General features: G+C 45.7%; 15 protein-coding genes. 7 read left to right on the plus strand and 8 right to left on the minus strand.

From position 1 onward, the window contains the following. Positions 1 to 47 precede the first annotated feature (47 nt). On the plus strand, positions 48 to 2,360 hold the full coding sequence (porZ, locus tag LN893_RS13080) for a type IX secretion system anionic LPS delivery protein PorZ (RefSeq protein ID WP_229970731.1): 2,313 nt from the start codon (positions 48 to 50) through the stop codon (positions 2,358 to 2,360). Positions 2,361 to 2,363: 3 nt separating this feature from the next. Continuing rightward, positions 2,364 to 3,077, plus strand: a complete 714-nt coding sequence (recO, locus tag LN893_RS13085; RefSeq protein ID WP_229970733.1) for a DNA repair protein RecO — start codon at positions 2,364 to 2,366, stop codon at positions 3,075 to 3,077. Positions 3,078 to 3,130: 53 nt separating this feature from the next. Here recO and LN893_RS13090 read toward each other — a convergent pair whose 3' ends face one another. The 3 genes from LN893_RS13090 to LN893_RS13100 are packed head-to-tail and all read right to left on the minus strand — an operon-like array spanning position 3,131 to position 5,757. Continuing rightward, entirely contained in the window at positions 3,131 to 3,712 is a 582-nt protein-coding gene (locus LN893_RS13090) for an FKBP-type peptidyl-prolyl cis-trans isomerase (RefSeq protein ID WP_229970735.1), read from the minus strand. 28 nt (positions 3,713 to 3,740) lie between these two features. Continuing rightward, positions 3,741 to 4,706: an FKBP-type peptidyl-prolyl cis-trans isomerase gene (locus tag LN893_RS13095; protein ID WP_229970737.1), complete on the minus strand. Its 966-nt coding sequence runs from the start codon at positions 4,704 to 4,706 to the stop codon at positions 3,741 to 3,743. Positions 4,707 to 4,737: 31 nt separating this feature from the next. Further along, the gene (locus LN893_RS13100) at positions 4,738 to 5,757 is read right to left on the minus strand and encodes a DHH family phosphoesterase (RefSeq protein WP_229970739.1); all 1,020 of its coding nucleotides are present in this window, start codon (positions 5,755 to 5,757) and stop codon (positions 4,738 to 4,740) included. A gap of 227 nt (positions 5,758 to 5,984) precedes the next feature. Here LN893_RS13100 and LN893_RS13105 point away from each other — a divergent pair, with 227 nt between their 5' ends. Next, positions 5,985 to 6,404: a nucleoside-diphosphate kinase gene (locus tag LN893_RS13105; protein WP_229970741.1), complete on the plus strand. Its 420-nt coding sequence runs from the start codon at positions 5,985 to 5,987 to the stop codon at positions 6,402 to 6,404. Between the two features lie 197 nt (positions 6,405 to 6,601). Here LN893_RS13105 and LN893_RS13110 read toward each other — a convergent pair whose 3' ends face one another. Then, positions 6,602 to 6,979: a LysM peptidoglycan-binding domain-containing protein gene (locus LN893_RS13110; RefSeq protein WP_229970743.1), complete on the minus strand. Its 378-nt coding sequence runs from the start codon at positions 6,977 to 6,979 to the stop codon at positions 6,602 to 6,604. Between the two features lie 212 nt (positions 6,980 to 7,191). Here LN893_RS13110 and LN893_RS13115 point away from each other — a divergent pair, with 212 nt between their 5' ends. Next, entirely contained in the window at positions 7,192 to 7,617 is a 426-nt protein-coding gene (locus tag LN893_RS13115) for a hypothetical protein (protein WP_229970745.1), read from the plus strand. A gap of 63 nt (positions 7,618 to 7,680) precedes the next feature. Here the strand turns inward: LN893_RS13115 and LN893_RS13120 are convergent, their stop codons facing one another. From LN893_RS13120 to dxs, 3 genes are all read right to left on the minus strand, one after another. After that, positions 7,681 to 8,862 carry an MFS transporter gene (locus LN893_RS13120; RefSeq protein WP_229970748.1) on the minus strand — a complete coding sequence of 394 codons (1,182 nt, stop codon included), beginning with the start codon at positions 8,860 to 8,862 and terminating at the stop codon, positions 7,681 to 7,683. Between the two features lie 180 nt (positions 8,863 to 9,042). Continuing rightward, positions 9,043 to 9,819, minus strand: coding sequence for an alpha/beta fold hydrolase (locus LN893_RS13125; protein WP_229970750.1), 777 nt, complete (start codon positions 9,817 to 9,819; stop codon positions 9,043 to 9,045). Between the two features lie 168 nt (positions 9,820 to 9,987). Next, positions 9,988 to 11,907, minus strand: a complete 1,920-nt coding sequence (gene dxs / locus LN893_RS13130) for a 1-deoxy-D-xylulose-5-phosphate synthase (RefSeq protein ID WP_229970752.1) — start codon at positions 11,905 to 11,907, stop codon at positions 9,988 to 9,990. 363 nt (positions 11,908 to 12,270) lie between these two features. On the opposite strand from dxs, the gene LN893_RS13135 reads away from it, so the two are divergent. The 3 genes from LN893_RS13135 (at position 12,271) to LN893_RS13145 (ending at position 15,674) form a co-directional block, all read left to right on the plus strand. Further along, the gene (locus LN893_RS13135) at positions 12,271 to 13,041 is read left to right on the plus strand and encodes a segregation and condensation protein A (RefSeq protein ID WP_229970754.1); all 771 of its coding nucleotides are present in this window, start codon (positions 12,271 to 12,273) and stop codon (positions 13,039 to 13,041) included. Between the two features lie 111 nt (positions 13,042 to 13,152). Then, positions 13,153 to 14,202: a lysylphosphatidylglycerol synthase transmembrane domain-containing protein gene (locus LN893_RS13140; RefSeq protein ID WP_229970756.1), complete on the plus strand. Its 1,050-nt coding sequence runs from the start codon at positions 13,153 to 13,155 to the stop codon at positions 14,200 to 14,202. A 329-nt stretch (positions 14,203 to 14,531) separates the two neighbouring features. Further along, positions 14,532 to 15,674: an FAD-dependent monooxygenase gene (locus tag LN893_RS13145; protein WP_229970758.1), complete on the plus strand. Its 1,143-nt coding sequence runs from the start codon at positions 14,532 to 14,534 to the stop codon at positions 15,672 to 15,674. A 230-nt stretch (positions 15,675 to 15,904) separates the two neighbouring features. Here LN893_RS13145 and LN893_RS13150 read toward each other — a convergent pair whose 3' ends face one another. Continuing rightward, on the minus strand, positions 15,905 to 16,990 hold the full coding sequence (locus LN893_RS13150; protein WP_229970760.1) for a hypothetical protein: 1,086 nt from the start codon (positions 16,988 to 16,990) through the stop codon (positions 15,905 to 15,907). Positions 16,991 to 17,219 lie beyond the last annotated feature (229 nt).

The following is a 17,219-nucleotide window of genomic DNA, read 5'->3' on the forward strand; positions in this document are numbered from 1 at the left end:
CATGTAATATTCCAGTAAGCCCGCAGGAGAGGAAACTATAGCATAGCATGAACCACCACCAACACAGTTGGCAGAAGCTGAAATACTTAAAGATATACTTCGGGGTATGGCTAGGGCTACTGTTGACTGGTTATAGCTCGCTGGCGCAAAGCCAGGTGCCGTTAGGGGCGTGGCAGGTGCATGTGCCGTTTCAAAATGCGAAAGCTGTAGTAGAGGCAGGCGATAATATATACGTAGCGGCAGAACAAGGGCTTTTCTACTACGATAAAGCCTTTAACAGCATTGAAACGCTTACCAAGCTGGATGGACTGAAAGAGCAACTCATCAGCACCATCGGCTACGACCAAGCGACGCAAACACTTATCATCGCTTACAAAAACACCAGCATCGACTTAATCCGCCAGGGCCGCATCTTCAACATCGGCGCCATTAACAGGCGGCAACTGCCTGGTGAGAAAAAGATCAACCACATACTGGTACATAACAAGCTGGCGTACTTATCTGCTAGCTTTGGGGTGGTGGTGCTAGACCTACAGAAACAGGAAATAAAGGAAACCTACAGTAACATCGGCCCTGAAGGTACAACCATCAGCATAAAAGAGGCGGCTGTACTTGGTGATAGCATTTTTGTGGCCACGGCCAATAGTGTGCTGGGTGCCAGTCTTTCTGCTAACCTGCAGGATTTTGCCAGTTGGAGCTCCGTTAGCGAAAGCCTGCCGCCAGTACAGAACATTACAACTATTGAAGGCTTTAACAACGAATTATACCTGGGCACTTCTGGGCAGGGTGTGTTTAATAGGCAAGGCAGTAACTGGCAAGCGGCTCTACCTGAGGCAGGCGAATCCGTTTATAATTTAAGTACATCGGGTGGTATCTTGGTGGCGGTATCAGAGGCAAAGGTGGTGCTGCAGCGGGTGCAGGGGCAAACACAGGTAGTTACAAACGATTTTCTGCAAGCTGCGCAGCAAGCTATAGCTGGTACCGATAACATTCTTTGGGTTGCAGACTATAACAAAGGCTTGATCAGGATAAACCTTGCAACAGGTGAAAGGACTGCTTTTGCGCCAGATGGCCCCTATTCCAGCCAGAGTTTTAATGTGTATGCCGCCAATGGCAGTGTGTATGGTCTCAGCGGTGGCTACAATCAAAACTACCAACCTTTCAACTCCACCAACGGTTTTTATAAGTATAAAGGCGGCATTTGGGAAAACTACAACTCCACATTGGCTAGCTTTCCTGCTGTAAAAGATTTAGTTGATGCCGTGTATAACCCTGTAACGGGTAAGTTATACTTTGCCAGCTACGGCAGCGGGTTATTGGAGTGGGAAAGTTTGGAGAAGCATCAGCTCTATAACACTACCAACAGCACGTTGGTGGCGAATACGGCTGGTGAGGTGTGGATAACAGATGTGGCAACCGATGCAAGCGGTAATGTGTGGGTAGTGAACAGGCATCAACTTACCAACAGACCTGGCTTGCATGTGTTGCGCCCCGATGGCAACTGGCAGAGCTATACATTGCCTGGCATACCAGACGGAGCTAACCTGGAGCAGCTGGTAATTGACGACTTCGGAAATAAATGGTTGTCCACTAGCAGGAGTGGCAACAGCAGGAGCGGACTAGTAATTTACAGCGAAGAAGGGCAGCGGGTACGTTCTTTAACGACAGGTACAGGAAACGGTAATTTACCAAGTGGTGCGGTACACGCCCTGGCTAAAGATCTTAATGGTGATATATGGGTGGGTACTGCAGCTGGTGTGGCGGTATTTTATAATACAGGTGCTGTGTTTTCGTCCCAAAACTACGATGCACGCGTTCCTATTATAAATAGGAGGCCTTTGCTAGATGGGCAAACGGTGCATGCTATAGCCGTAGACGGCGCAAACCGAAAATGGATAGGCACGGACAATGGGCTTTGGCTTTTGGGGCCTGACGGAGATGAGTTGCTGGCGCATTTTACTTCTGCTAACAGTCCTTTGCCCTCTAATACCGTACAAACCATAGCTGTGGAGCACCAAACGGGAGAGGTGTTTGTAGCTACGGATGCAGGCATGGCATCTTACAGAGCAGGAGCTACTGTAACGGAAGGTACACCAGGTTGCGCTGTGGTTTTTCCGAACCCTGTGCGGCGAGAGTTTACAGGTATGGTGGGCATTTCTGATTTACCGAATAATGCGCAGGTGCGTATCACCGATATAAACGGCACGTTGGTATATAAAGGGCAGGCTACTGGTGGCACTTTTACCTGGAATGTGCGGGGCTACAATGGCAAACGCGTAAAAGCAGGCGTATACCTGGTGCTGAGTTCTGACAAAGATGGGCAGAATGCCTGTGTAAGTAAAATTGCTGTACTGGAATAGAAAATGCTTGTTAAAACCAAAGGAGTTGTACTCAATTATATCAAGTTCCGTGAGTCTTCCATCATCACGAAGATTTATACAGAGCAGCTAGGGGTGCAGTCGTACATCGTAAACAGCGTGCGCAAAAAAGGCAATGGCTCCCGTATTGCGCTGTTCCAGCCATTCACGCTGCTGGACATGGTGGTTTATAGTTCTCCTAGAGGCGGTATTCAGCGCATCTCAGAGTATAAAACAGCCTATCCTTTTGCTACCATTCCTTTCGACATCCGCAAGAGCAGTATTTTGTTGTTCTTATCAGAAATGGTGACGCGTACGGTGAAGGAGGAAGAGGAAAACCCTACGCTTTTTGCTTTTCTGTACAACAGCATGATCAGCTTCGATCAGCAAGTGCAGCATTTTGAGAACTTCCATCTCGAATTTTTACTTGAACTGACGCAGCACTTAGGCTTTGGGCCTGGTTCGGGAACAGAAATTATTGAGCAGGTTGCTTTTTCTGCCAATACACAGGCCGCTACGTCAGCTCCACCTGTGCTGGCCTTGCATGCCTACGAAACCTATTTCGATGGTTTACTTCGCCCTGGCGTTGCGAACGAAACCATTCCTAACGGCAAGATCAGGCGGGAAATGTTATCTATACTTATTCGCTACTACCAGCTGCATGTAGATAAGCTTGGAGAAATAAAATCACTGGCAATACTTTCGGAGGTATTATCCTAAACAAAAAGAGCAGCCCTTAGAGCTGCTCTTTTTGTTTGTATTCAGATAGATAACTACAGTTTTCTTAACACCTTAATATCAAAAGCAAGTACTGTGTTGGGTGGTATAGAGTTGTTACCACATATGCCGTAGGCTAGATAAGAAGGGATGTAAAATAAAGTATTCTCGCCAACCTTCATTAACTGTAAGGCCTCATCCCATCCTTTTATAACTTCTCCAGCCCCTACTGTTATAGTCAAAGGACTGGCTCTTTCATAAGAGTTGTCAAAAGTTTTAGAAGTGCTGAAGGAACTGCCATCAATGAACTTACCTACATAATGAACTTCTACCCTATCTCCTGCTTCCACTTCAGCACCAGTACCTTCTTCCAGTACAAAGTAATGGATACCAGAAGCAGTTTCCTGCATGGCAGTGGTATCGATGTTATTGTCCCTGAAATACTTTTTAATCGTCTGGATGTCCTGAGGCTTCACAGCAAGCTTTTCTTCTTCTGTTGGTAAGCAGCGATATTGGTTGTAATAGTCATCCAAATCGTCGCCACCGCAGGCAGAAAAAGATGCCGCTATTACTACAAAGGCAAAAGCCTTAAGTGCATTATGCTTTGTGAACCAGTTAGAAAAGGCTTGAAGTATCATAGAATGCAATAGTTAATGTAATTTGAAATTATTGTTGAACATCAACCAGCTCAACATCGAAACGAAGAATGGAGTTCGCTGGCATGTCTGCACCACGATCTTGTTCGCCATACGCTAATGGAGAAGGCACAAGAAGTATAGCTTTGCCACCTTTGTTCAGTTTCTGAATACCTTCGTCCCAACCTGGTATTACCTGGCCTTGGCCTAACTGGAACTGGAATGGTTCTCCGTTAGCCATTGGGTTCTCGTAAGATGAATCGAACTGCTTGCCGTCTAGGAAAGTGCCTTTGTAGTGTACAGAAACCTTGTCGCCTGCTTTAGCTGGTGCGCCAGATCCTTCTTGGGTAACTACATAGTACAATCCAGATTCAGTCTTCTGAACGTTTTCTAAGCCTTGCTCTTTTATGTAAGCCTGTATTTTCTCGTCGTCAACTACTTTTTGTTTCTCGGCACGCGCCTGTGCTTCTTGCATATACTGCTGGAACATTTCCTGCTGATACGCCTGCGCCTCTTCCTGGCTCATTACACGCTCAGACTTGATGAAGAAAGTAAGCTCAGAACCAGGCTTAATGAATGGAGGAAGTGGTTGTTTAAAAGTTTTAGCAAATAAAGTATCAGCATTTACTTTAAACACGCCGCTGTCTCCAGGAGAAAGCATCATGATTGCGTTTTCCAGGCCGCCTCTCATAGTTGGCTCAGAAACAGGAAGCATAATTGGGAAAGCAGGCACTTGCTTACGTGTATCTGCAAAAACAGAGTCTTCAGAGTTTTGGATGGTCCAATGGAATGCAGCTACCTGGCCAATACGGGCTCCTGTAGTGTCGTCTGCGGCTACTTCGCCTTTATTCTCATACTCGCCATTTTCGCCTTGCTCAAAAATTTTATACTTTAGGCCATCAGCCGTAGTATGAAACTCGTCGTTGTTTTTGTTACAAGCCTGTAACATTACGGCACCAGCCACTACTGGTAACAGAAATTTGATTTTAGATAGCATTTAGTTATGGATTGATAATGATTCTTTTAAATTAATTGGTGCTGCTGTTTAGCTGTTCTTTATATTTTGGCAAAAGGCCTTCAAACTTAGCAACAGTATTTTCTAAAGTGTCTGTAGAAATACCGCCCGAAGCATTCTTGTGTCCTCCGCCACTAAAGTTCTCTCTTGCGAAATCGTTTACAGAGAAATTGCCTACCGAACGGAAAGACATTTTTACGCCTTGTGAGCGATCGATGATGACAGCGGCAAAAACTATACCTTCTATAGACAGCGCAAAGTTAACCAAACCTTCGGTATCGCCAGTTTTAGAGTCGTAAGCTTTTAGTTCGTCCGCAGAAATGGCAATATAAGCTGTTTTAAACTCTGGCAGCACTACCAGCTTGTCTTTGAGGGCATAACCCAGGAAACGCAGGCGTAGTTCCGAGGAGCTATCATATATAAGGCGGTGAATATTGGAGGCATTCACACCAATGTGCAACAGATCGGCAATAATAAGGTGCACGTTTTTAGAGGTGCTTGGGTGGCGGAAAGAGCCAGTATCCGTCATGATGCCAGCATACAGGCACTCGCCAATATGCGTGTCAATCAGGTCGGCTTCGCCCATTTCCTTTATCAGGTCATAAACAAGTTCTGCCGTGGCAGCAGCGGTGGTTTTAGAGTAGTCAAGGTCTGCAAACTGCTCTGGCTGCAGGTGGTGGTCTATAAGTACTTTTGTGCCTTTGGCCTCTCTTATATACTCGCCCATTTCGTTTATGCGGCTAAGTACCGAGAAGTCGAGGCAAAAGATTACCTGCGCCTCATCTATGATACGGTGTACTAGTTCATCATTCTCTTTAGAGTAAACAAGAACATCCTCGTTACCGCTCATCCAAGCCAGGAAATTAGGGTAATCAGACGGTGTGATAACCGTTACACGATGGCCTTTCTTTTTCAGGTAACCTGCTAAGCCTAAGGAAGAACCCAGTGCGTCGGCATCGGGTTTATGATGTGTGGTGATCATTACCTCCTTAGGCGTTTTCAAGAGCTCTTTTAGAGCATTGATATCATGCATAGAGTAAAATAAATCCTCTGATTAATAAGGATATAAGTTGCGAATTTCTGAAGAAATATCTTCTAAAGCAATAGAAGGGGGTTTAGGCGCCGCGATGGCTAACTGAACAAAACTGCCGATTACCCGATACAAGAATAAAGTATAATTGAAAAGTAGCGGCTAATTAGAGTAAATGCTCTAATTTTGCAGCTCAAAATCTGAACTATAAACATTTAACACGAGTAAAAATGGCTGGAAACATCACATTTACAATGATTAAGCCTGATGCGGTAGCAGACAACCATATCGGTGGCATTACGCAAATGATCGAGCAAGGCGGATTCCGTATTGTGGCTATGAAAAAAACAAAGTTATCAGAAGAGCGTGCTGGTAAATTTTACGAAGTTCACAAAGAGCGTCCTTTCTATGGCGACCTTGTAAAGTATATGTCTTCTGGGCCAATCGTAGCCATGATTTTAGAGAAAGACAACGCGGTAGAAGATTTCCGTAAGCTGATTGGTGCTACTAACCCAGCACAGGCCGAAGAAGGTACTATCCGTAAGAAATATGCTAAGTCTATCGAGGCAAACGCCGTACACGGTTCTGACTCTGATGAGAATGCTCAGATTGAAGGAGATTTCTATTTCTCTGCTGACGAGCGTTTTTAAGCGCAAGCGCTAAACATAAATAAAGAAGCCCGCTATACATTAAATGTACAGCGGGCTTCTTTATATAGTTGAAAATTTAGAAAGTTAAATAGCCACTTAGCAAACTGCTGTAAACATAACTGCTCGTTGTTGGCAAGTAGTACTTTAACAGAGCGAAGCCTCCATTTTTAATTCTTAATTTCTAATTTGGTGTAGCCTTAGTCTCTCGGAATGATAATGCGTTGGCCTGGGCGGATCAAGTCTGGATTATCTCCGATTCTGTCTTTGTTAGCGTTGTATATCTTGTTCCACTCATTAGCGTTACCGTACAGCTTTTGAGCAATTTTAGAAAGCGAATCACCACTTGCAACTGTATATTCCTGCTGGTTGGCAGTAGGAGTTACAGGTGCTTGTTGCATGTCTTTCTCGCTGTAAAAGCCTTGCTCTGGTTTTCCTGGCTGGCGCGATGTCATGTCGGTGCCTTTGCTTATAGGCTGTGTGCCTTTCGGCGTCTGTACATTTTTTGATGACGGTACGTTACTTGTTGGTTTAGCGGGTTCTTCCTTTCCCTTCTTTAAAAAATCAAACAATCCCATATCTAAATATTTTTAGTTCTAAATTCATTTAAGCAGCTCCAACTCGTGTGCAGCTACCTTTATTTAATACGCTTAGTGTGCTAAGTGGTTGTGTAGCGCATATTTGAAGTTGTATAAGGATAGGCGTGTTTAACATATTTACTCCTCAAGACGTACTTTTTCTGATAGGCCATTGCAAATGCCATGGCCATTTAATACAAAAAGCTAGAACAATGGAAGCAACAACTAAAACTATGTATAGAAGCGGGTGGCAGGCTATGATGGCTGTATTCGCAATCTTTGTGATGGTAAGCTGTGGGGGCAACAACAAGGTAGGGTCAGAAAATTTCCTTTCGGGCCCTGATAACAAGACATGGCGTGCCAGCAAACAACTAAGTGCCACTGGAGATACAGAGCCACTGAAACAGGAGGAGCAAGAAGCCCAGACGGTACAGTTTTATGCTGACGGTCGTTTTGCGATGGGAGGAGATGGTGCGAACGAAAAGGGTACCTGGTCTTTTGATCAGGCAGCCAAACGATTGTCGTTGCACTTTGCAGGGCAGGATGTAACAGAGAACTTTGAGGTAGAGAAGCTGACAGAAAATGAGCTGCGCCTAAAAGCTAACGATGGCTCAACCATGGAGCTGGAAGCAGAATAAATTCAAACATGTTCATAAAAATAGGCCTGGGCAGTATGTTCAGGCCTATTTTTATGAACATGTTTAAAGAAGCCTTTTAAGAAACCTTAACCCGAAGAGGGGGCCGATGGCAAGGGTAATGAAAAGGTACGGTGGCGTAAAGTGCTCCAGCAGTTGGCTCATCAGCAGTATACTTACTATGGTAATGGCAAAGCCAATAGAGGTAACAATGGTTAAAGCGGTGCCTACCAAGTGTGCAGGTGCCGTTTTAGCGGTAAGTGCTGATAGCTGCGGAGAGTCGCCTGCCACTGCCACTCCCCACAGTAGTAGAAAAGGCATAAGTATAGCTGCGGAATTCAGCTCGAATAAAAAGAAAGACAGGAGGCAGCACAAGCCTGATACAACCAGCTGTACAAAAGCCACACGGCCACTTCCCCAACGCTGCGACAAATATCCTCCTGCTACGCAGCCAATGGCTCCTGCTCCAATTACGGCAAAGCTAATAAGCGAAACCTCCGCTGTCGATGCTTCTGGCAACGCATACACTAGCACAACAGGAACGAAAGCCCAGAAGGTGTACAGCTCCCACATATGCCCAAAGTACCCGAAGGCAGCAGCCCTAAACTTTTTTGCATAAAACACTTGCAACATGTTGCGGGCACTAAAGGCCGCGCCCTTACCTAAAAAGGGGCCATTGGGCACTAATAGGTAAAGCAGTAAACCACCTGAGGCGGCGAGTAAGCTTACAGCCATGAGCATAGTTTGCCAGGGTAGCGAACTGCCTATGCTTCGCAGCAAATGCGGAAAAGCCGTACCCAACACTAAGGCTCCTACTAAATAGCCCATAGCTTTGCCCAAGCCCCCACTGTACCAACTGGCGGCTATTTTCATACCCACAGGATAAATGCCCGCTAGCAAGAAGCCTGTGATGGCGCGTAGCAGCAGTACTCCCGTTAAGCTATCAGAAAACACAAGTATAAGTGCGTTGGCCACAGCTCCCAGTAAAGCACACACTAGAAAAAGCAGTCGTGGCGAAACTCGATCTGCTAGTGAGAGGATGGCAAAGCAGAGGGTGCCTAATATGAAACCGAACTGCACAGCCGAGGTGAGTAAGCCCAACGCCTCCTGCTTTAGCCCCAGCGAGGCTTGTAACTCTGGCAACACCGCATTGCCTGCAAACCACAAAGACGTACCCGCAAATTGTGAAAACACGATGGTAGGAAGAATGCATGAAGGCGCAGGAGCAAGAACGGCAGCTTTAGGCATGCTTTGGAGTTAAAGAGTTAAAGTGTTAGAGATATAGGGAGTGCTTTTAAGTTTGGGAGTTAAAGATTTAGAGGGTTGAGGAGTAACTAAAATGAATCTATAGCCTGAAACATAAGCGCTTGAAGCTGAAATTTAACTTTCTAGCCTTATAACTCCTAAACTCTCTAAATCTTTAACTTTCTAACTCCCAATAATCGTTTCTGCAAATTTTTCTAACGTTACACGGGTTCTGTAGGGGTGTTCGAACATACCCATGTGGCCCGTTTTTTCTATGAAGTAGACCATGCTGTTGGCAGGCAGGTGGCATTGTGCCAGCGCTTTCTCCATTGGAACAGCACCATCATCTTTGCCGAAGATAAAGAGCACAGGGCATTTAACCTCTTGCAGTACTTGCGAACGGTCGGGGCGGTCGCGCATGGCAGCCAGGGCACCCGTTACACTTGCCTGAGGAGTGGCTTTGCCTATTTCTTTTAGAAGTTGTATTTCAGCTTTTAGCCTTTCCCTGTTTTCTCTGTAGAAAAGCGGCTCTACGAATGGGTTTATGAAGTTTACAACCCCATGGCGCTTTACATAATCAATGCTCTTGCTGCGGTTCTCTTTCTTTTCTTCCGTATCAGGTAGGGCAGAGGAGTGAAAGAGGCAAATGCCATGAAGCATGCTACCGTATTTTTCAGCAAAAGCCATGGTTACATAGCCGCCCATCGAATGGCCGATCATGATGCATTTCTTCACACCCAACTCATCTAACTGCATTTTCACAGCTTCGGCCATACTTTCCATGCTGTAGCTAGCTACGCTTTCAGTATTATCGCCAAAACCTGGTAAGTCAAGCGCTATTGTTCTGTATTTATGCTGCAGCGGCTTTGTGAACTCCTCCCACAACTGCTTGCTCTCGCAGAAGCCATGCAGGAAAACCAGTACATTGCCAGCGCCATTGTCAGTGTATGTATTTGCCATAGTCTTGGTTTTAGTTCAAAATTAGAAATTAAAAATTAGAAATGGAGGTAAGTCATGGCCTCATTGCGTGTTTCGTACTTGAGAGCACCTTGTCTGCTATACAACAAAAAGCCTCACAAGGTACTATCCTTATGAGGCTTTAATCTATCATCTAAAATCTAGTATCTATTATCTATTTAAAACTGTCGCGCCAACCAGTTCACGTACTGTTTTTTCAATGGCAGCAGGGTTGAAACCAGCGTCGCGGTGCAGTTCATCCTGTGTACCGTGCTCAAATATTTTATCTGGTATGCCAAGGCGTTTTACCTGAGAAGTGTAACCGTTATCCACCATAAACTCCAGTACAGCACTTCCGAAGCCGCCTTGTAAGCAGCCATCTTCTACCGTAATTACTTTCTCGTATTTCTGGAAGATGTGGTGCAGTAACTCCTCATCCAGCGGCTTTGCATAGCGCATGTCGTAGTGGCCAGGTTTCAAGCCATCCTGTGCCAGGTTTTTGCAAACCTGCACTGCATAGTTTCCGATGTGGCCAAATGTAAGTATTGCCACTTCTTCGCCTTCCTGTATCGTGCGGCCTTTGCCAACCTGCTGCAACTCCAGCGGTGTGCGCCAGTTAGGCATCACACCTTCGCCGCGCGGATAACGGATCGTGAACGGCCCCATATCATCCTGAGAGGCCGTATACATCATGTTGCGCAACTCCTGCTCGTTCATAGGGGCAGCAACTACCATGTTCGGGATGCAGCGCATGTAGGCAATATCGTATGCTCCGTGGTGTGTCGGTCCGTCGGCACCAGCAAAACCTGCTCTGTCGAGGCAGAAAACCACGTTCAGGTTCTGAAGGCACACATCGTGTACAACCTGGTCGTAGCCGCGTTGCATAAAGGAACTGTATATGTTGCAGAATGGCACCAAACCCTGTGAAGCCAAGCCCGCAGAGAACGTAACAGCATGCTGTTCTGCTATGCCAACGTCAAACGCACGATCAGGCATGGCCTTCATCATAATGTTGAGCGAGCTGCCAGAAGGCATGGCAGGCGTTATACCCATTATCTTTGGGTTCTGCTCTGCTAACTCTACCATCGTATGCCCGAAAACGTCCTGGTATTTCGGTGGCTGAGGCGTATCGTAATGCTTTTTATAAATCTCGCCCGTTATTTTATCGAACAGGCCTGGCGCATGCCATTTCGTTTGATCTTTTTCGGCGAGGGCAAAACCTTTGCCTTTTGTGGTAAGGCAATGCAGTATTTTCGGACCTGGAATGTGCTTTAAGTCATTCAGTACCGACACCAAATGGTTTATGTCGTGGCCGTCTATCGGACCAAAATAGCGGAAGTTGAGCCCCTCGAACAGGTTGCTTTGCTTTAGTAGCGTGGCTTTTACACCGCTTTCTATCTTAGAGGCAATCTGGCGTGCATCAGGACCAAACTTGCTGATCTTGCCTAATATCTTCCAGACATCATCCCGCATTTTGTTATAGGCACGGGAAGTAGTAATGTCGGTTAAATATTGTTTCAGCGCGCCAACATTCGGGTCGATGCTCATGCAGTTATCGTTGAGCACCACCAGCAGGTTAGCGTTGGCTACGCCACCGTGGTTCAGCGCCTCGAAAGCCATTCCGCCTGTCATGGCACCGTCACCAATCACGGCAATGTGCTGGCGCTGGTCTTCGTGCTTATACTGCGAGGCAACCGCCATACCCAGCGCAGCAGATATAGAAGTGCTGGAATGGCCTACGCCAAAAGCATCGTACTCACTTTCTTTTCTTTTCGGAAAACCAGAAAGGCCGCCGTACTTGCGGTTTGTGTAAAAGTTGTCGCGGCGGCCCGTTAATATTTTATGACCGTATGCCTGATGCCCTACATCCCACACCAGTTGGTCGTAAGGCGTGTTAAACACATAGTGTAAAGCCGTTGTAAGCTCCACTACACCCAGGCTGGCCCCAAAATGGCCCCCATGAATTGATACAACGTCGATGATGTACTGCCTTAGTTCCTGGCAAACCTGCAGCAATTGCTCCTCCTTCAGATTTCTCAGTTGGGCAGGTGTGTCGATGGAGGCAAGCAGCTCTCCAGGATTAATAATCATAGAATTGTCTTTATAGACTTCTAACAAATTTCTTGTGCAATAGTTTGCAATACAAAAATTGCACCCAATCCGACAAAAAGCAAAGGTAACAAAATTACCCAAACTCACTGCCTTTCTACTTCTTGCAGTACGCTATACTATAATGTTTTCTAAATATAGCACAAACATTATATAACTCAAAACTGCTGTAAAACAACACCCTGCACTTTATATAGCTGAAACTATATACATATACTGGTTATATGTAAAAGTTGTTTTAAATAAGAACTTAAGGTTAAAAAAACTTTGCTGCCATTGGTTTTGTTTTAATTAAAGTATTTTTGTGTTTTGCCAGTAGCGCCATGCGTTTAACCATAGTATAGGATGAGTTTCGAGATTAAGTTACCGTTGTTTGAGGGGCCGTTTGACCTGTTGCTTTTCTTTATCGAACGCGATGAGTTGGATATTCATGACATTCCGATCTTTCAGATTACGAATGAGTTTGTGGGATACTTGCGAGAGTTGGAGCAACTGAATATAGAGGTTGCCAGCGACTTTATACTTACTGCTGCCACTCTGATGCGCATAAAAGCAAAGATGTTGTTGCCGCGTACGGAAAAAGACGAGGAAGGTAACGAGATAGACCCTCGCCAGGAACTGGTGCAGCACCTGCTGGAGTATAAGAAGTACAAAAGCGCTATACCTGACCTGACAGCGATGGAAGAACAGCGCCTGGCACAGGAAAACCGAGGGAATATACAGGAGGAGCTACAGCAGATTGCCAACGCCAACCATTTCGAATACGAACTGCAGGACCTGAGCCTTTACAAGCTGATGCGTGTGTTCGAGAAAGTGATGACCCGTTATACAGAGGAGCAGAACCGACCGAAACATACGGTGCTTACCTATCCTTATACCATAGAAGGGCAGCGCGATTATATTATGAATAAGGTGCTGGAGCGACACAAAGTAGCCTTTTCTGAAATTATTTCTGAATATCCTGACAAGATCGGGATGATCTTTAACTTCTTGGCCATACTGGATATGTTGCAGTTAAATGTGATTGGAGTGGAAATAGGAGAGGGTTTTAATGATTTTGCCATTACCGTAGCCGAAGGTCAGGCTAACCAGGTACTCCAACTACTGGTAGAATAATGAACCGCACCCTATAATATCCGTAATTTGTCGGAAGTGTTTAGCTTTACATGTTTGCCATTTTATAGCATATATTTCAAAAAGTAGCAGGCAAACAATCCAGCTCGTTAAATGGATCAGAACAAGAAAACAATACTTCAAAATTTTAGTCCTGTAAAAGTGCTGATACCAGTTCTGCTGGGGTTAGCTGCTACCGCATGGCTCTTTATTAAAGACGACAGAGTAAGTGAGCTAAAGGGAATTACCGATGCCAACATCTGGTGGCTTTTGGCGGCACTGTTGGTGCTGGTTATCCGCGATGCTGGCTACATGTACCGTATCCGCAGCCTTACCGATAAATTTCTGACCTGGCGCAATAGCATAGATGTGATTATGCTTTGGGAGTTTGCGTCTGCCATTACGCCTTCCGTTGTAGGAGGTACTACCATCGCCACCATCATTCTGAACAAAGAAGGTATTCCGCTAGGCAAATCACTGGCTTATGTCATGTTCACGGCCGTGCTCGATAATATGTTTTTTATAGTGGCGGCCCCTCTCGCGCTGCTCCTTACGCAAGGGCAAGTATTTCCTACCTTCAACTTAGATCCTTCTGATGTAGCCAAGCTACAGTCTGCCTTTTACATCAGCTATAGTTTGATTGCGATATATACATTTGCCATGATCTATGCGTTGTTCATCAACCCGAGAGCGTTTAAGTGGCTATTGCTAAAAGTAACCTCATGGCGCTTGCTGCGAAAGTGGCGCGTAAATGCTTTCCAGCATGGCAACGAAATTGTGTGGGCATCGCAGCAACTCAAAGGCAACGATTTTAACTATTGGGCACGAGCCATTATTTCCACCATCTTTGTGTGGTGTGCCCGTTATTTCTTGCTCAACTGCTTGATTGCCGCTTTTACAGATGTAACTTTTGCCGAGCACCTGCTTATTATTTCCCGCAACCTCATTTTCTGGATTGTGATGCTGATCGCTATAACGCCAGGCGGCGCAGGCATCGTAGAAATGGCCTTCCCTAGCTTCTTCGGCTTGTTTTTGGGTGCCTACAGCGGTATCGTAGTTGTGTTGTACCGCCTCATCACCTATTATCCGTACTTAGTACTAGGCTCTGTATTCCTGCCAAGATGGATTGCAAAAGTTTTCGGAAAGCAGACGCAGGAGGTGTAAAATAGGAGCTGTCTGTCATAAATAGCCGCAAGTTTTCAACTTGCATAGATTGTCTGGTATATTATATTTTATACTTACGCAAGTTGAAAACCTGCCTCATACTAAACCACAAGTTGTAAACTTGCGGTAGGAAGGACAAACTCTGTATTTCAGCAGCAGAAATGAAGGTATGAGCTGCCAACATATAGCCGCAACTATAAAACTTGTACTTCTACTGTAGTAATTGCAGGTTCCCCGCCTTAGACAAGGAGGGGGTAGGGTAGTTGGACAAAGGCGCAACATGCTCCAGTACATTCCGCTCTACATAAATTAACCTCACTAACAAACCTATGAAAGCCATTATCATCGGAGGCGGCATTGGCGGGCTTTGTGCAGCCATTGCCCTGCAAAAGCAAGGTATAGAAGCTGTCGTTTACGAAGCGGCCCCTGAACTGAAACTAGTAGGGGCAGGAGTAGGCTTGGCTGCAAATGCTATACAAGGCTTGCAGAAATTGGGAGTAGCCGAAGAAATTATAGCCAGAGGAAAGCAACTCACAGCGCTGGTGATGCTGGACGGGCAAGGCAACATTATCAGCAACATGGATACCCAGCCGCTGAGCAAAGCGTATGGCGTCAACAACTTTGTCATTCACCGTGCCGATTTACACGAAGTGCTGGCAAAGCACCTGCAACCAGACTCACTTATACTTGGAAAGCGCTGCGCACAGGTAACACAGCAGGATGATCAGGTACAGGTAACCTTCACCGACAATACACAAGCCACAGCCGATTTACTAATTGCCGCCGATGGCATTAATTCTGTGGTGCGGCGGCAGCTGTTGCCCCAAAGCCAACCCCGTTACGCAGGCTATACTTGCTGGCGCGCCGTTATTGATAATCCTGGAGTAGATTTAAACATGATGGTTTCGGCAGAGACCTGGGCATCGCAGGGACGTGTAGGAATGGCACCGCTGCCAGGCAACAGAGTCTACTGGTACTGCTGCATCAATGCTCCTGAACGAGATGAGCGGATGCGCCAAATGACACCTCAACAACTAGCTAATTATTTTGAGGATGTGCATGCACCTGTGCCAGCCGTACTGGCAACCACCAAACCCGAGCAACTTATTTGGAACGATATCGCCGACCTGGAGCCGCTTCAGAAGTTTGTTTATGGCAAGATAGTGCTGCTAGGTGATGCCGCACATGCTACTACACCCAACATGGGGCAAGGTGCTTGTCAGGCCATAGAAGATGCCGTAGTGCTGGGGCAGTGCCTGGCGCAGGAACAAACTATGACTGCTGCTTTTGCAAAATATGAAAAGCGGAGAGTGGCCCGTACGGCTAAGGTGATTAGACTATCGAGATTGCTCGGGGCAGTGTCGCAGTGGCAGAATCCAATGTTGCGGGGCACACGAAATATGGCTTTTCGGATGATGCCAAAGTTTATTACACAGAGCCAGATGGAGTGGCTGTATCGGGTGGACTTTTGATCAGGATTTACAGGATGTTATCTAGAAGTAGTTACAGCTTAGATTTTATCCAGTAAATCATCACATTATCCTGGCCTGTTTTCTGTATCGGCAAGAATTTATGTATACCTGCTATATGCTGGTTGGATGTAACACAAGAGAAAGGCTCCTTACGCAACGTAAGGAGCCTTTCTGTCTTTTCAATTCAATATTATCTTCAATGCTGCTAGTATTGTGGCCGCTTTCTCAGCTTACCTTCCAAAGATCTCGTTCTTAGAGAAAGGTACTGTCCGAATAGTGAACTCTTGTCGTGGTGGCTGCACATTTTGGAAAAGCTCGTTAAGATGTGCATACAAAACAAACGCCGAAGCACCATATCCTGTTGCTGTGGTAGGGAACACAGCGCCTGTTTGAAAGCTTTCATTCAGCATGCCTGTTTCCCATTTGTTTGCGCTTATAAAAGACAATACTCTACCTGAAGGTTGTCCGCCTGCGTTGTTTACTACTATTAGCTGCTCGCCATTCTGGCTCATCAGCAAGCCGTCTGGAGATTCGAGGGGGGCGTCTAGCTGCACTTTGCTTATAGCAGCTGGATTGTTTAGCGGAATCTTGTAAAGCTCGTTCTCCATAGAGAAGGCTACTATCAGAAAACCAGCGGGATGATAAGCAATGCCGTTAAAGCCGAATGCACCTGCTGGCGTGGAAAAGTCTTCGTTTTCGTAAAAAACTGAAGCATTTCCCTGCGGATCTACTTTGTAAATAATCGGGGAGAAACTGTCGGTTACGTAAGCGTTTCCATATTTGTCAAGCGTTATGTCGTTGGCAAAGTGTGGCATGCCTGAACGTAGGGCGCCAAGGTCAGCAAAATGCAACGGGTCGCCTGTCTCTAAATCATAAATACCTAGCACGGCCATCTGGCCAGCTGTAGCTGGGGAGGAATTAGGCGTATTACCTGGATCGGCACCAGCTACCAACACTCTTTTTCTTACTTCATCAACCTGTAGCCCTATGGCTGAAACAAGCCGTTCGTCTGTTATATAAGGCGTGTAGTTGCCTTCGTAGTTTACTGTTCCAATGGTGCTTGTGCTAACAGAGGAAACTAAGAACCGTTGAAAAATAGCATCGTGGCTCACGCCTTCTGGATATAAGCCAGGTTGAGTAAAAGTAATTACCTCTGGCACGTCATGAGATTTTTCAATGTCATCGAATAAATCCCCGAAGCCCTCCCACAGTTCCTCAGGAGAACAGGAAACGGTGCCAATACCTAGCAGAAGAAAGAAAAGGTAAGAAATACGCTTTCGGATAAAAGCTGCTGTTGTGTTAGACGTCTGTTTCATAGTATATAAAGTAGGTTTCTGCTTGTATACTCTTTCTCACACGGTTACAGCGGCCTTCTTCAAAATTTCTTAGTAAACCACTTTCTCCTGAAAGAAAAATAGGTGGAACGATAAGCGAAATAAATATCAAGACAAGATGTGGAAGAGGTCTAGTTTATAGTAGAATATGCTGCGATTGTCTTTTACTTATCTGCTAGTGCGAGCTTTTAGCCTTATCTTGTTTCATAAC

The sequence above is a fragment of the Pontibacter harenae genome, from assembly GCF_020907245.1.
Lineage (GTDB): Bacteria > Bacteroidota > Bacteroidia > Cytophagales > Hymenobacteraceae > Pontibacter > Pontibacter harenae.